The organism is Clostridia bacterium, from assembly GCA_026414765.1.
Classification (GTDB): Bacteria; Bacillota; Clostridia; order Acetivibrionales; family DSM-27016; genus SKW86.
The window spans coordinates 52275-68618 of record JAOAIJ010000021.1; the positions used below are offsets into that span (position 1 = coordinate 52275).

12 protein-coding genes are annotated in these 16344 nt (G+C 38.0%); all 12 read left to right on the forward strand.

The genetic code is table 11. The features are described 5' to 3' along the window. Window positions 1–34 precede the first annotated feature (34 nt). The 12 genes from N3I35_07925 (at window position 35) to N3I35_07980 (ending at window position 16269) form a co-directional block, all read left to right on the forward strand. Window positions 35–550 (forward strand): ECF transporter S component, encoded by a 516-nt coding sequence (locus tag N3I35_07925; GenBank protein MCX8130009.1) that lies wholly within the window; start codon window positions 35–37, stop codon window positions 548–550. 187 nt (window positions 551–737) lie between these two features. Continuing rightward, window positions 738–2105, forward strand: a complete 1368-nt coding sequence (hydG, locus tag N3I35_07930; GenBank protein MCX8130010.1) for a [FeFe] hydrogenase H-cluster radical SAM maturase HydG — start codon at window positions 738–740, stop codon at window positions 2103–2105. An 82-nt stretch (window positions 2106–2187) separates the two neighbouring features. Then, entirely contained in the window at window positions 2188–3477 is a 1290-nt protein-coding gene (hydE, locus tag N3I35_07935) for a [FeFe] hydrogenase H-cluster radical SAM maturase HydE (protein ID MCX8130011.1), read from the forward strand. A gap of 121 nt (window positions 3478–3598) precedes the next feature. Further along, window positions 3599–4996 carry an aspartate ammonia-lyase gene (locus N3I35_07940; GenBank protein ID MCX8130012.1) on the forward strand — a complete coding sequence of 466 codons (1398 nt, stop codon included), beginning with the start codon at window positions 3599–3601 and terminating at the stop codon, window positions 4994–4996. An 11-nt stretch (window positions 4997–5007) separates the two neighbouring features. Further along, window positions 5008–6240, forward strand: a complete 1233-nt coding sequence (gene hydF / locus N3I35_07945; GenBank protein MCX8130013.1) for a [FeFe] hydrogenase H-cluster maturation GTPase HydF — start codon at window positions 5008–5010, stop codon at window positions 6238–6240. A gap of 20 nt (window positions 6241–6260) precedes the next feature. Beyond that, entirely contained in the window at window positions 6261–7406 is a 1146-nt protein-coding gene (locus N3I35_07950; protein ID MCX8130014.1) for an aminotransferase class V-fold PLP-dependent enzyme, read from the forward strand. Window positions 7407–7511: 105 nt separating this feature from the next. Then, window positions 7512–7694, forward strand: a complete 183-nt coding sequence (locus tag N3I35_07955) for a hypothetical protein (GenBank protein ID MCX8130015.1) — start codon at window positions 7512–7514, stop codon at window positions 7692–7694. A gap of 353 nt (window positions 7695–8047) precedes the next feature. After that, window positions 8048–9583 (forward strand): HD domain-containing protein, encoded by a 1536-nt coding sequence (locus N3I35_07960; protein ID MCX8130016.1) that lies wholly within the window; start codon window positions 8048–8050, stop codon window positions 9581–9583. A gap of 253 nt (window positions 9584–9836) precedes the next feature. After that, a complete protein-coding gene (gene glgA, locus N3I35_07965; protein MCX8130017.1) occupies window positions 9837–11300 on the forward strand; it encodes a glycogen synthase GlgA in 1464 nt (487 codons plus the stop codon). Between the two features lie 175 nt (window positions 11301–11475). Next, complete coding sequence (nth, locus tag N3I35_07970) at window positions 11476–12108, forward strand: endonuclease III (protein MCX8130018.1); 633 nt, start codon at window positions 11476–11478, stop codon at window positions 12106–12108. A 184-nt stretch (window positions 12109–12292) separates the two neighbouring features. Beyond that, on the forward strand, window positions 12293–14572 hold the full coding sequence (locus tag N3I35_07975; protein MCX8130019.1) for a rod shape-determining protein: 2280 nt from the start codon (window positions 12293–12295) through the stop codon (window positions 14570–14572). 14 nt (window positions 14573–14586) lie between these two features. Next, on the forward strand, window positions 14587–16269 hold the full coding sequence (locus N3I35_07980; protein MCX8130020.1) for a GGDEF domain-containing protein: 1683 nt from the start codon (window positions 14587–14589) through the stop codon (window positions 16267–16269). Window positions 16270–16344 lie beyond the last annotated feature (75 nt).

Genomic DNA, 16344 nt, shown 5'->3' on the forward strand with positions numbered 1-16344 from the left:
GGGCTTTTTATATTTAATAATTGGGGGTTGTATCATGAACAAAAAAATCAGATTTATTACACGTACAGCAATTCTTTTAGCACTTGCTATTGTATTCCAGATGCTAGGGAGGTATATTCCGTTAGGACCAAACAGTCAGTTTGTTGTGGGGCCTCTGATAAATGCATGCTTAATGGTTGCGGCAGCAATGGTCGGACTATCAGGAGGAGGAATTGTAGCATTACTGTCACCTTTTGGGGCAATTCTCACCGGAGCAGCAATTCCCTTGCCTTTTGCGCCATTTGTAGCATTAGGTAATTTTCTTCTTGTTCTATTGTTTTTCTTATTTATGTATAGAAGCAAGATTTTGGGTCTGACACTTGGTGCTCTGGCAAAATCCGTATGGCTGTTTGCTGCAATTAAGATTTTCGTATGGGCTATGGACATGAAAGGCAAGAAGGCGGAAATGCTGCTGTGGTCCTTTAGTTGGCCGCAGGCAATAACAGCTCTGGTTGGCGGAGTATTGGCGTTATTACTAATAAAAGTGTTGGATAAAAATATTCAAAAATAGAAATTTTGAACTTAAGCTTGTAAATGAATACCTTGCCTGACGGGACGGAGTGAATCTTAACGGAGGGAGAGCGGATATGTCTTGTTTTCTGTGGCTCTTTCTGTAATTTTCAGAGGAGCCATTTTTATTTTGCATTATTTGACTCCTACTGTGGAGGCTGAGGTGAAATATCCAAGGGGGAGTTATTATGGTTGATTACATCAATGAAGAACAGATATGCAAGTCTTTGGAGGTTGGTAAAAGTACCTCGAAGGAAGAGGTAAGGGATATACTTAAGAAAGCAGAAGAATGTAAGGGTATTGATATGGATGAAGTATCCAAGCTGCTTAATGTAACGGATATGGATTTGCTGACTGAGATTTATGAAACTGCAAGCTTTATTAAGAACAAGGTATATGGAAAAAGGGTTGTGCTCTTTGCACCGCTGTATACAAGTAATGAATGCACAAATAACTGCCTTTACTGTGGCTTTCGTAAAGACAATAAGGAACTGCACCGTAAGACACTGACTATTGAAGAAACAGTAAGCGAAGCTAAGGCTATTGAAGCCCAAGGACATAAGAGGCTATTGCTTATTTGCGGCGAGCATCCTGGAAAAACCGGTGCAGTGCACATAAGAGAAGCAATGGAAGCTATATACAAAAACGTGGATATCCGTAGGATAAACGTTGAAGCTGCACCTATGAAAACAGAAGAATACAAAGAGCTGAAAAAAGCCGGTATCGGTACTTATGTAATCTTTCAGGAAACGTATAACAGGGAAGTTTATAAAAAAATGCACCCTGTGGGGCTTAAAGCTGATTATGATTGGAGAATTACTGCCATAGACCGTGCATTTGAAGCCGGGATAGATGATGTAGGTGTGGGAGCCTTACTTGGGCTCTACGATTATAGGTTTGATGTACTTGGTCTGCTAATGCATGTGAAAAGTTTTGAAAAAAGATATGGTGTAGGACCTCATACCATATCCGTACCGAGAATGAGGCCTGCTTTGGGGTCAGCCCTTGAAAAAATACCCTACAGGGTCAATGACCAGGAATTTAAGAAAATAGTCGCTATTTACAGACTTGCTGTTCCTTACACAGGAATTATACTTTCTACCAGAGAAAATGCTGAAATGAGGGATGAACTTTTAAGCATAGGAGTAACTCAGATAAGTGCAGGTTCCAAAACAAGTCCTGGAGGATATGTAGCGGAAGAAGAAAAAGCGGACCAGTTCGCTGTCAGCGATCATAGAAACCTGCCTAAAATGCTGGAAAGCATATGCGAAAATGGCTATATTCCAAGCTTTTGTACTGCCTGCTACAGAAGATGCAGGACCGGGGAAGCTTTTATGGAGTACGCCAAGGAGGGGGAAATACATGAATTTTGCCAGCCTAATGCGATCCTTACATTCAAGGAAAATCTTATTGATTACGGGACTGAGTTTTTAAGAGTCAAAGGCGATAAAATTATTGATAAGGCATTAATGGAGATAGAAGACCCCAAAATGAGAAGTGCAACTATAGAGAGGCTTAAAGAAATAGAGCTGGGAAAAAGGGATTTGTATTTTTAAGTTTTTAAAAGACCACGGTGGTAAAAAAATCTATCAAACTGGCCGGGCAGGTTGGATTACTGAACATAAAGGGTGTGTTGATTTGGAAAATAAGTACTTTCTAATACTTGCAAGGAATACAGCTCAGATGCTGATGCTTGACAAGGCTTTGAAACTGAATGGAATTGAAACCGATCTTGTGCCCGCTCCTCCGGAGTCAGGTTCTGTATGTGCTATTGCAGTAAAAATACCGGGAGAGCGTCTTGGAATTGCAAAAAAACTGATAATCGAAAACAAAATAGAAGTAAGTAATATATACGAAGATAAAAAATTCAAACTTCAGGGTTTTATAAGTAAAAAACTTGGTCAGATGATTACTGCGGACTTTCTGAGTATTCTTAAAAAAATAGAGGCAGGAGAGGAGCTTGAAAAAAGAGATGTTATGTATCTCCTCTCTACTGAAAAGGAAAAAGAAATCCATACAATTATGAATGTGGCGGATAAGATCAGAAAAGAAATGGTCGGGGACGTTGTAGAAATAAGAGGTGCTATAGAGTTTTCGAACTACTGCAGGAAGAACTGCAACTATTGCGGATTAGCAGGCTCAAATTCCGGGGTTCAGCGATACAGAATGACAGAGGAAGAAATAATGGAAGCTGTAGATCATATTCATGGACTGGGAATGAGGACGGTTATTTTACAGTCGGGTGAAGATATGGTTTGGACGACTGAAAGGCTTATTACACTAATAAAACAAATAAAAGAAAAAACAGGTATGAGGGTAACTTTAAGTGTAGGAGAAAAAAGTAGGGAAGAGTATACAGCCTTAAAAGAGGCCGGTGCGGATAATTTCCTTTTGAAGATAGAAACCACGAATCCAAGATTATTCAGTGAGATTCATCCTGATGATGATTTTTATTACAGGCTTCAGTGCTCTAAATGGTTAAAGGAGCTGGGGTACATAAACGGTTCGGGGAATATCATCGGTCTGCCGGGTCAGACAACAGAAGATATTGCCGGTGATATTCTTTATTTCAAAGATATGGGAATAAACATGATTGGTATCGGACCTTTTATACCCGCAAAGGGAAGCAGCTATGAAAAACATCCGCATGGAGACATTGAGCTGACTTTACGGGTTGTGGCAGTTACCAGGATAGTATGCAAAAAAGTATATATTCCATCAACTACGGCTCTTGCATCGTTAGATAAGGATGCACAGGTCAGGGCTTTACAGTGGGGGGCTAATACAATAATGCTAATAAATACTCCCGAGAAATACAGAGGAAGTTACAGGATATATGACAATAAGAATATGGTAGACATGGAAGCTGCCGTCTATGCAGTAAAAAAAGCCGGGAGAAAGCTACCGGCATATCTGAAGATCAGTTGACGGTTATGTATTACAAACACCTGAGGGAATATATGGAGCATACTTAAAGAGGTGTGAAGAAAGGAATGCAAAGATAAATGCATAGGCTTTGAGATAGATGGCTTTTTAGAGGGGTTTAGCTATGAGAATAGAGCGCGATTTATTAGGTGAGAAAAAAATACCTGGGAACTGTTACTACGGTATTCATACTGCGAGGGCAATAGAAAACTTCAATATCAGCGGAAGGCCGATTCATAAAGAACTGGTCAGGGCATTGGTTGTTGTAAAAAAGGCAGCAGCTATTACAAACGAAAATATCGGGCTTTTGGATACAAATATATCTGGAGCAATTCAAGTGGCATGTGATGAAATACTTTCCGGACAACTAAGCGATCAGTTTGTAGTGGATTGCCTACAGGGTGGAGCGGGGACATCAGCAAATATGAATACCAATGAAGTGATTGCTAACAGAGCAATTGAATTGATGGGTGGCAGCAAAGGCGAATATGGACTGGTTCATCCCCTGGATCACGTGAACATGTCCCAGTCGACAAATGATGTTTTCCCAACAGCTGTAAGGCTAGCTGCAATAAGACTTCTTAAGCCGGTAAGCGAGCTGTTTGCAGAATTACAAAATGCATTGCAGGAGAAGGAAGAAGAATATTCGTCAATTTTGAAAGTCGGAAGAACTCAACTTCAGGATGCCGTTCCCATACTGCTCGGACAGGAATTCGGGGCCTGGGCTCAAGCTGTGGCAAGGGACAGATGGAGATTGTACAAAGCGGAAGAAAGACTGAGGCAGGTCAACATAGGAGGTACTGCAGTAGGTACAGGCTTGAATGCAGACAAGAAATATATATTCTGGATGATAGAAAAGTTAAGGGATTTGACAGGCTTGGGGTTGGCTAGAGCAGAACATATGATGGATGTTACCCAGAATACTGATATTTTTGTTGAGGTTTCCGGGCTGCTGAAAACTGCTGCGGTAAACCTTTCGAAAATAGCAAGCGATATAAGACTGCTTTCATCAGGACCTAAAGCGGGTTTTGGAGAGTTGAAGCTGAGGCCTGTACAGACAGGATCTTCAATCATGCCAGGTAAGGTAAACCCTGTAATACCTGAGGCTGTTAATCAGATTGCTTTTCAGATTATGGGCAATGATGTTGCCATTACTATAGCAGCACAAGCCGGTCAGCTGGAATTGAATGCCTTCCTGCCACTTATTGCTCATAATCTTTTTGAGATGCTGGACTTGATGAAAAACGGCCTGAGAATTTTTATAGATAAATGTATTAAAGGTATAGAAGCGGATAGAGAGCGCTGTAAGGAACAGGTTGATAATAGTCTGATTCTTGCTGCTGCACTTGTGGGACATATAGGATACGAAAAAGCTTCAGAAGTAGCTAAAAAATCCTTAGCTACAGGAAGGACGATAAAAGGAGTTTTGATAGAAGAAAACATAATGGATGAAAATTCTATTGAACGGATACTCAATGCTGTCCATATGACCAAGCCGGGAATACCGGGGATAAAGAGATAGGGGGTATGAAAATGAATGCTACACCTGTGGGTAATCGCCTGCATATATCGGTTTTCGGAAGAAGAAATGCAGGGAAAAGCAGTCTGGTAAATGCTCTTACCGGGCAGGAGCTTGCAGTGGTATCAGATGTTCCGGGTACTACAACAGACCCTGTATACAAAACAATGGAGCTTCTTCCTATTGGGCCTGTGGTAATAATAGACACCGCTGGTCTGGACGATGAGGGTGAATTAGGAAACTTAAGAGTGGAAAAAACATATGATGTGATGAGGAAAACAAATCTTGCAATGATCGTGGTAAGTGCTGTTGATGGTATTACAGGCTTTGAAGCTGATCTGATTGAGAAAATGAAGAATAAGCGTATTACGGTAATTGGCGTTATTAACAAAAGTGATTTGAGCAGGTCAGTAGAGGAAAACTTCAGTGGTTATGCTTCAAAATATGGTATTCCTTTTATAAAGGTAAGCTCAAAAACAGGTGAAGGAATAGAAAAGCTAAAAGAAGTAATCGGACAGAGTGCAAGATTTGATGACATACAGCTGAGTCTGGTGGGAGATCTGGTCAAACCAGGAGATTTTGTAGTTTTAGTGACACCTATTGATAAGGCAGCACCTAAAGGGAGGCTGATACTACCTCAACAACAGACTATCAGGGATATAATAGAATCTGATGCGATAGCAGTGGTTACAAAGGAGCATGAGCTGAGAGAAACACTGGACAATCTTGCCAGGAAGCCATCTGTGGTTATTACCGACTCACAGGCTTTTATGAAAGTATCTGCAGATACACCTAAGGAGATACTGCTTACATCCTTTTCTATACTTTTTGCGAGACAAAAGGGTGAATTGATAGAAATGGTGAGGGGACTGAAGGAAATTGAAAGGTTGAAACCAGGCGGCAAAGTTCTCGTAGTTGAAGGTTGTACACATCACAGACAGGCTGATGATATCGGTAAAGTCAAGATACCCAGATGGATAAGGCAGATAGCGGGAGGAGATATAGAATTCGAATGGGCCAGCGGCAATTACTTTCCCAAGGATATAGGAAAGTTCAATGCTATAGTACATTGTGGAGGTTGTATGCTAAACAGGCAGGAAATGCAATATAGGATAAATTATGCAAAAGATAATAATATCGCTATTACAAACTATGGAATGTTGATAGCTTATGTACAAGGGATTCTGCAAAGAGCATTGGAACCATTTCCTGCAGCATCAATAATACTGGAAGAATTGGGTACATAATTTTGTAATGGAGGGACGATATGATATATCTTGACAATGCAGCAACATCATACCCTAAACCCAACAGAGTATATGAAGAAATCGACAGATGCATGAGGGAATACTGTGCAAATCCCGGACGTGGAGGACATGCAATGTCTATAGCATCGGGAAAGGCAGTTCTTGAAGCCAGAGAAGTAATATGTAAATTTTTTAGTATTAAAAATCCTATGCAGCTGTGTTTTACAAAAAACGCCACAGAGTCTCTAAATATAGCAATCAAGAGTTGTTTGCGGGAGAATATCCATGTCATTACCACAAGTATGGAACACAACTCCGTAATCAGGCCGCTGAAAACCCTGGAGAAAGAAAATGGCGCAGAGATCACGATAGTAAAAGGGGATGAATATGGCGAAATAGATCCTGATGAAGTGAAGAAAAATATAAGGAAGAATACAAAGCTTATTGCACTGACACTGTCTTCCAATGTCAACGGTATAGTAATGCCTGTAAAGGAAATAGGAAAAATCGCACGTGAGAATGAAATAATCTTTTTAGTTGACGCTTCACAGGGAGCGGGTGTGTTTAACATAGATGTAGAGGATATGAATATAGATATGCTGGCATTTCCAGGTCATAAAGGTTTGCTTGGCCCACAGGGAACAGGCGGTCTGTATGCCCGGGAAGGACTGGATCTGAAACCTATTATGCAGGGTGGGACAGGTAGCAATTCCGAAAATATTTTTCAGCCTGAAATTATGCCGGATTTACTGGAAAGCGGTACATTGAATACTCCAGGTATTGTAGGCCTGGGCTATGGGGTAGATTTTATAAGCAGCTTTGGTCTTGATAACTTGAAAAAATATAAATATATGCTTGTAAATAGATTTTTTGAAGGTCTAAGAGATATCAGGAGAATAAGAATCTATAGTAAAAACGATATGGAAAAGAATTCCGGCATAGTAGCTGTAAATTTTGATGACATAGATTCTTCCGAGATAAGCTATGCATTAGATAAAGTATATGGAATAGCTACCCGTCCGGGTTTGCACTGTGCTCCTCTGGCACATCAGACTCTTGGGACAGTAAATAGCGGAATCGTACGCTTCAGCGTGGGATGTTTTAACACGATTGAAGAAATAGACATTACACTGGAAGCATTAAGAGAGATCTCGCAAAGTCTTTAATTATTAAATATTTTAAATTTTAAATAAAAAATATTTAAAATAATCAGACATTGTATCACAAATATAGTATAATAGATTAAAACAATTAAAAAGGTGGAATGATTTATGGGTAACGATTCATTAAAGAAAATTATTACAGCCGCTGTATTGATAATTCTCTTCATAATAGCAGTAAAGATTCTTTTAAAGCTTATAGGCTTTATATTTGCAATACTTGTTCCTGCTGCAGTACTTGGGTTAATTGCATATTTTGTTTATAAAGCAATTTCCGGTAAAAAGTGTTGTTAGTTAGTGGAACATCATCAGGATCCTTTCCATTTGGGAGAGGGTCCTTTTATTTTGTTTAAGAGATTCAATTATAAAATGATTTCGGGTATGTTTCAGAAATATTAAAAAAATATTTCTGAATTAGAGGAATTTGCATAATTATGTAGAATATATACAGTTGTGGTCATCAGATTTTGTTTTTCAACCATTTACGATCCTTAAAGCATTTCCAGGGATCACTTTTGTTATCTATTCAATATTTTACAAGTTGAGTTTGTTTGTTTCAAAAGTTTAATCTTAATTTATCACCGATGAATTTTTTGATTGCTATACTTCATAACAGGACAGGATAAAACTTCTTCAAGGAGGAAGGAATGAAACAGACACATTTTACACTTTACATAATTAAATACATGGCAATATTTTTACTTTTGGGAGCTATAGTATATAGTGGTGGGAGAATAGATTTCATAAGCATTACTGCCTATATATCAACTTTTTTACTGATGGCTTTCTTAGATTATGTTAATTTAAAAAAATCTAGAGCAGGAGAGAAGGCAGAAAACAGTAGCTGCATAAAAGAGGTAAGGGATAATAACATTGAGGCAGCAGCATCCAAGGAAGCTTTAGAGTTTTTGAGTGGTAACTGTGAAGATAATGGCAGCAGATTAAGCGATTTTATAGAAAAAATATCAAGCATACGCAGCGAGTTGAAAATGAAAAATGAGGAGCTCAAAGCATTAAGGGAAGCTTCAGAAATAATAACCTCCACCTTTGACGTTAAAGTAATCATTGAATACATATACAAGGTTTTTAACAGATTTTCAGGGTGTGACAGGTATTTGATATTTTTCTCTGATAAGGATAATAATCTTGTTTGCAGATATGAATTTGGCACTATACAATTGAATGAAACCGGAAATCTGGTCGACAAGGATTCTGTAATCAGAAAATGCTTTCAGAACAGACAGACGATAATAAAAATTAACACCACCATAAACAGTAGAGGAATTACCGGTGATAAAATAGCCATACCTTTAAGCGTTTCTGGAGAAATAGTTGGTGTTATTTTTATGGAAAGTAGCGGGCCGGGAGCGTTTTCTAAGGTAAATGTAGGATTTTTGGAGAGTCTGGCAGTTTATGCAGCAATAGCAATAAAAAATGCAGAACTATTTAACAGTATTTTTGAGCAGAAACAGGAAATTGAAGCATTATATGAAGAAACTGCAGCTGTAAATGAGGAATTGAGTTCATATGTGGATGAATTAAACAAAACCAAGGAAGAACTTAAAGTGAAGAATGAAGAATTAAGTGGATTTTACAATGAAATCCAGACCGGATATATTCAGACTGTCATGGCACTGTCAAATTCTATTGAAGCAAAGGATGCATATACCAGAGGACATTGCCAGAGAGTCATGGAGATTTCCTGTGAAATAGGAAAGAAGTTGGGACTTAGCGATAGCGAAATACAGGATTTAAGGTATATTTCAATACTTCATGACATCGGAAAGATAGGTATCCCTGCAAATATCCTTAACAAAGAAGGCAAGCTTACAAATGAAGAGTTTGATGAAATAAAAAAACATCCCTTTATTGCATACAACATACTCAAGGATGTAGAATTCATAAGAAACGGGTTGGATGGGATACTGCAGCACCATGAAAGATATGACGGCAAAGGATATCCATACGGGAGAAAAGGTAACGAAATATGCAAGCTGGGAAGAATATTGTGTATTGCCGACGCGTTTGACGCTATGACCAGTGACAGACCATACAGAAAGGGTATGTCTATGGAAACAGCCATAGCTGAGATTGAAAGGTGTAAAGGTTCACAGTTTGACCCACATATTGCGGATGTATTTATTGCTATGAGCAAGCAGATCATAGAGTCAGAAACAGAATAGTATCAATACCTAAAATTGTATAAGTTCAGTCTACTAAAACCAGGTTTTAGCGAAACGAACAAGTTGTGCCGGCCGGTACAACACGCTAAAATAAGCTTGGTTTTTTTCATTTTAGCAAGTTTTGAATGAATACTGTTTAACCTAAATTATACATTGAAAATAGTTGTTTAATATGATAACTTAAAACTTGCTGACTATATATATTTGAACTATTTAGAATAACAGTTCATATTATGCCTATGGGGGTTAAAATATGCAGGAAACTAACAAATTGAAAATATTATTCGTATCAGCAGAAGTTGCACCTTTTGCAAAAACAGGCGGGCTTGCGGATGTTGCAGGTTCTTTGCCACAGGCACTTGCGGCGATGGGGAATGATGTCAGAGTTGCCATGCCGAGATATAAAAGTATTGATTGCAAAATGAGTTATGTTACTGATTTTCCGGTACAAGTCGACTACAAAAAGGAAACGTGCATAGTGAGGGAAACAGAGGTTGTTTTTGAAGATAATAATGGGAAAAAGCTTGTACCAGTCTATTTTATTGATAACTACCATTATTATGACAGGGATGGAATCTATTGCCATTATGATGACGGAGAAAGATTTGCTTTTCTCTGCAATGCGGTAATGGAGATGCTTCCTAGGATTAATTTTCAGCCGGACATAATACATTGCAACGATTGGCATGCAGGCCCTGTCTGTATGATTTTAAATGAAAAGTATAAAAATCACTCTTTTTATAAGAATATTAAAACAGTTTATACAATACACAACCTTGAGTATCAGGGAAATTTCCCAAAGGATGTCTATAAGCTTTTCAATATGAAGGAAGATGTATTCGTACCCGAAAAAGTTGAGTTTTATGGTATGTTCAGTTTTATGAAGGCCGGTTTGGTTTATGCTGATAAGATAAATACCGTAAGCGCGATGTATGCAAGTGAAATTCAGACTTCCGAGTATGGAGAAAAGCTGGAAGGGCTGCTTCAGTCAAGGGCAGATGATTTATGCGGAATTGTAAATGGAATAAGTTATGACTATTTTAATCCTTCCAAAGATCCAAGAATAGCAAAAAACTATAGTGAAGAAAACATAGAAGATAAAAAGGAAAACAAATATGCACTTCAGAAAGAATTGGGATTGCCTGTAAAAGATGTTCCTGTAATGGGTCTGATATCCAGATTGGCAGGACAAAAGGGACTAAATCTGGTTTTAGATGTAATTGATGATATTTTGGCTCTGGATGTACAATTTGTGCTTTTAGGAGAAGGCGATCCTTATTATGAAAATGCATTTAAGGATATAATGAAAAAGTATCCTGACAAGGTGGGGGTAAGAATTGAATTTAACGCCTCGCTTGCTCAAAGAATATATGCGGCGAGTGATATATTCCTTATGCCTTCAAAGTTTGAACCATGCGGCCTGGGACAAATAATCAGCTTCAGGTATGGAACCATTCCTGTAGTAAGAGCAGTAGGTGGACTGGCTGAAACAGTTTTAGATTATGATGCGGATAAGGAAATAGGAAATGGATTTTCATTTGCTGAGTTTACCTCAGAGAAGTTTTTCAGCACTTTAAAGCGATGTCTAAACTTATACAGTGAAAGACCGCTTGAGTGGCAGCAGTTGGTAAAAAGAGCTCTCACATCGGATTTTTCATGGAAAAAACCATCAGTCAAATATATGGAAATTTATCGGCAGGCACTAGAAAAAGTTTGAATAAAACAAACTATATCAAGCCCAGTTCAGCCAAACTGGGCTTTTTTGTATTAGAAAAATTCTTTACAGATATGATAAAATACTAATAACTAAACCTACTGTACCAGTTGGTTTTTATAGCAAGTTTCGTTCAAAGGTTCTTCTTAACTAACAGATGGAAGGGTTGTGAAAAGAATTGGACAATAAAAAAAAGGTCAGAGAAATAATCAAGGTGTTTGACCGGCTTTACAGTGATGCAGAATGTTCATTAGAATACAAGGATCCGCTCCAGCTTCTTATTGCAACACAATTGGCTGCTCAGTGCACTGATGCCCGTGTAAATATTGTTACCAAAACCTTATTTCAAAAGTATAAAAATGTATATGACTTTGCCAATGCTGATTTAGAAGAGCTTGAAATGGAAATAAAGTCTACCGGGTTTTATCATAATAAAGCGCGCAACATAAAAAACTGCTGTAAAATGCTGATAGAGAAATACGGGGGAGAGGTACCGGCCAATATGGAAGATCTACTTAATCTGCCGGGAGTAGGGCGTAAGACTGCAAATCTGGTTTTGGGAGATATTTTTGGTATCCCTGGTATTGTAGTTGATACCCATGCAAAAAGGCTGACAAACAGAATAGGGCTGACAAAAAATACAGATCCGGAAAAGATAGAATATGATCTGATGGAAATAGTTAAGCCAAAAGACTGGAGTAAGTTTTGCCATCAGCTGGTATATCATGGCAGGGCTATATGTGATGCTCGGAAACCTAAATGTAATGAATGTGAAATAAAGAACTTTTGTAACTCATATAAGAATTTATAAAAAAGTAGTAAATAAAAGAAGGATTTAAAGTATTTTTGTCGAACAAATAATAGTTGAATATTTTACTTTAACTTTTACTTAAACTTTTAATATCTATGCAAAGAAATCAGCACTTATATTTCATAAAAGAAAAATTACTTTTATTAAAAGATTTAGCACTACAATATTTTTTAGAGGTGTTAACATGCCTGCTAATGCTAAGCAACCCCAGAAAAAAGAAAAAAAAGTTATCCAGTTGGACAAGCAGACAGATAAGAAAAAAGCTAGGAACTTGTCTGCTTCAAAGACAGTAGCTAAAAATAAGGAAAAGGAAAAGATTATTTCTCTGAAAGGAGTAGATCCTGATGAGATAATATTTTCTCTTGATATAGGGACAAGAACCGTAGTAGGAGTAGTAGGGATACCTGAAGATGACAAGCTTAAAATTGTTGCTGCTGAAGTAGTAGAGCACAAAAACAGGGCTATGCTTGACGGACAGATCCATGATATAGCACAGGTTGCGGAAATTGCCCTTGAAGTGAAGAAAAAACTTGAAGAAAAGCTTGAAATCACTTTGTCAAAAGTGGCCATTGCTGCAGCTGGTAGAGTGCTGAAGACATGTGAAGTTAGAGTTGAAAGAGAGATAGAGCAAGGTAAGGAAATAGATCAGGAGCTAGTAAGCAGTATTGAGATGGAAGGTATCCAGTATGCTCAGATAAAGCTGGATGATGAAGTGTCAAGGGATGAAAAGACTCAGTTTTATTGTGTGGGGTATAGTGTTATCAACTATTATCTTAACGGATATGTAATTTCATCTCTTATTGGGCATAAGGGCAAAAAAATAGGCGTGGATGTACTTGCGACTTTTTTGCCGCATATAGTTGTAGATAGTCTTTATACGGTAATGAGCAAGATTGGACTTGAAGTTATAAGCCTTACACTTGAGCCTATAGCAGCTATAAATGTTACTATACCTAAAGATTTGAGACTCCTTAATCTTGCTTTGGTTGATATAGGTGCGGGTACTTCGGATATTGCACTTACACGTGACGGAAGTGTTGTAGCTTATGCAATGGCACCTGTAGCAGGTGATGAGATAACTGAGAAGATTGCCCAGCATTATCTGGTGGATTTCAATACGGGAGAAAAAATCAAAATATCCCTATCTTCCGGAGACAGTAGTGTGAGTTTTGTTGACATACTGGGTAACAAGCAGGTTGTTGAAGTAACTGAGGTAAATGAAGTAATAGAACCGTCAGTGAGGATTCTGGCAGATACAATATCACAAAAGATCCTTGAATACAATCACAAGGCACCCAATGCTGTATTCCTCATAGGTGGAGGAAGTCAGATACCTGGGTTGACCGGGTTAATCGCCGAATACTTGAAAATATCAAGAGAGAGAGTTGTAGTAAGGGGTCGGGATATTATACAAAATATCAAATTCAGTGGAAAAAAGCTGGCGGGACCTGAGGCCATAACTCCATTCGGTATAGCTGTAACTGCTCAGATTCAGAAGGGGCAGGATTTTCTGGCTGTTACCGTAAATGGCAAGAAGGTTAGACTATTTAACTCAAAAAAACTTACAGTAGCAGATGCGTTGATACTTGTAGGCTTTAACCCGGGCCAATTGATCGGAAGAAGCGGTAAAAGCATTTCTTTTGAATTGAATGGAATAAAGAGGACAGTCAGAGGCGGGTATGGTAAAGCAGCAGAAATATATGTGAACGAGAATTTGGCGAGCCTTGATACCGTATTGAAAGTTGGGGATGATATACGGGTGATTCCGGCACAGGACGGAGAAAACGCTGAAGCTTGTGTTTCAGATTATGTTTCCCCTGATGCAAAAGGAAAAGTTATTATGAACGGCAGCTATATTGACATTGATACCAGGGTTTATATCAACGGCAGAATAGCGTCAAAAGAACAGAGTATTGCCGATGGTGATATAATACAGGCAAATGAGATAAAAACACTTGCAGATTTAGCAAATCTTTATGAAATTGATTTGGACACTTATAGTGTTTTTGTAAACGGTGAAGAGTCAGAACAGAACTACGAATTGAAAAACCTAGACAATGTGGAATTAAAGAAAAGGATTCAGGCGGATGAACTGAATATATCTAAGGATGAATCAGTATCAGATTCCTACGACACCGAGGGAAAAACGATACTGAGTTGTGAAGAAAGCAAGGATGCGCAGGCTGAATTTCCGACAGAAATAATAAACACCCTAAGTAACGGAAGCTTTAGCGGCTTTAGCAATTGTGTGAGTGTCATAATAAACGGGAAAGTTATGGAATTAAGCGGTGACAAGTCTCAATACATATTTGTTGATATTTTCAACTATATAGATTTTGACCTTTCAAAACCGCAAGGAAACATTGTGTTGAAGCTAAACGGAAGAATGGCAGGTTTTACCGATATTATCCGGACAGGTGATGTCATTGAAATCTACTGGGATAAGCAGAGTAACGAGGGTTAGAAGGAAGTGTTTTTGTGAACAAGACTGAAAGATATGAGCAGATATATGCCAAATTATCGTGGTTTTTTATAGTTATGGGGTTTACGTACGGCTTGATAGTAAATATTATCTTTTCGGATAATGTCAAGTCTTCATATGTGTTAACATTTATAGTTTTCTATATTATGTCCTGCATATTGAACTATATAAGAAGGATTCTCCTGAGAAAAGGGCTTCTGGTTGGGGGCAAATCCTTTATAGTATATAGGATTTCAGAATTTACAGTATTATCATATGCGATTATTTATCTGAAAGTTGGTCAGTGGGCGTATATTATGATTGCTCTGTCAGCGCTTATTGCAACGCTGGCCAAAGGAGCAAAAACCGGACTGCTATTAACTGGCTACTCTTTTATTGCTCATACTGCCATCCTTGCTACGAGAGTTTTTGTATTTGAAACAAAAAGTTTAAATGAGTTGAACAATAGTGCGTATAGCGGTTTTATTCTCTTGCTTTTTACATACTCGGGACTTGTCCTGTTTGTTATACTCTGTGGTATGATCCATAAAGATTCACTGGTGGGCGAGGAAGAAAACAAAGCCCTGGTAGCACAGCTCGGAGAAAAATATGAACAGTTGGCAGTAGCACAGGATGAGATCAAGTATCATTATGAAAAATTAAAGGATACAAATATAAAACTGGAGGAAACAAACAAGAAGCTGACAAGCAGTATAGCGGAATTTTATACCTTACAGCAGATATCACAGGCTATAAGCTCTATACTGGATATCAAGGAACTTCTTAAATACGTAAACGATATCATATTAGGAGTAATGGGTGTAAATTACTCGACTATAATAATATATGATGAAAAAAAAGACAAACTCAGAGTTCATACTACTAATATTAAGAATAGAGATGAACTTGAAACTGTAAACAGGAATATAAACTGTTCCATACTTTTAGGAGCATTAAACAATGGAAAGCCAATTGCAGAAAATTTTGTAGATCCTGAAGAGTATGTATTTGTGGAGGGCAGAGAAGTAAATTCTCTCATATGTGTACCCCTTATTACAAAAACGCGGAAGTTTGGGCTTGTGCTTATAGAGCATAAGTATTTTAGTGCATTTGATGAAGAAAATGTAAGATTACTTGACATAATCGGGCAACAGGTTGGTATTGCCATGGAAAATGCGGAACTATATCAGAAGATGCAGGATATGGCTACCATAGATGGACTTACAGGGGTATACAACAGATTGTACTTTCAAGACAGACTCCATAAAGAATTCAAGAATGCTCAGGTTGGGAATTACGAATTATCTGTTGCAATATTTGATATCGATCACTTTAAACGCTTTAATGATACTTTTGGGCATTTGTTTGGTGACAAAGTGCTTAAGACAATTGCAGATCTCGTTAACAATTCGTTGAGAAGCAGTGATGTTTTCGCAAGATACGGAGGAGAAGAATTTATTATTTTATTTCCTCATACAAAACTGGATGAGGCATATGAGAAGGTTGAGTCCTTAAGACAAAAGATTTCCCACGCCAGTATAAAGGATAATCTTGTTACTGCTTCGGTAACGGTCAGTTTTGGGATAGCTTGCTACCCGGAAAACGCAAGCATGGAAAATGAATTGGTCAGGTATGCTGATGATGCTCTATATGAAGCTAAGAAGGCTGGAAGGAACTGCGTCAAGATTGCAAATACTTAGAAAATAAATAAAATACGAAAACAAGGCCGCAAAATGGCCTTGTTTTTGTATTTTATAAATAAATGAGGCTATGCT

Excerpts from the sequence above, each read along its gene's own strand:
- hydF (MCX8130013.1), top strand. The coding sequence starts at position 5,008 with ATGAATGCTACACCTGTGGGTAATCGCCTGCATATATCGGTTTTCGGA.
- glgA (MCX8130017.1), top strand. The coding sequence starts at position 9,837 with ATGCAGGAAACTAACAAATTGAAAATATTATTCGTATCAGCAGAAGTT.
- N3I35_07975 (MCX8130019.1), top strand. The coding sequence starts at position 12,293 with ATGCCTGCTAATGCTAAGCAACCCCAGAAAAAAGAAAAAAAAGTTATC.
- N3I35_07960 (MCX8130016.1), top strand. The coding sequence starts at position 8,048 with ATGAAACAGACACATTTTACACTTTACATAATTAAATACATGGCAATA.
- N3I35_07950 (MCX8130014.1), top strand. The coding sequence starts at position 6,261 with ATGATATATCTTGACAATGCAGCAACATCATACCCTAAACCCAACAGA.
- N3I35_07955 (MCX8130015.1), top strand. The coding sequence starts at position 7,512 with ATGGGTAACGATTCATTAAAGAAAATTATTACAGCCGCTGTATTGATA.
- N3I35_07925 (MCX8130009.1), top strand. The coding sequence starts at position 35 with ATGAACAAAAAAATCAGATTTATTACACGTACAGCAATTCTTTTAGCA.
- hydG (MCX8130010.1), top strand. The coding sequence starts at position 738 with ATGGTTGATTACATCAATGAAGAACAGATATGCAAGTCTTTGGAGGTT.
- N3I35_07940 (MCX8130012.1), top strand. The coding sequence starts at position 3,599 with ATGAGAATAGAGCGCGATTTATTAGGTGAGAAAAAAATACCTGGGAAC.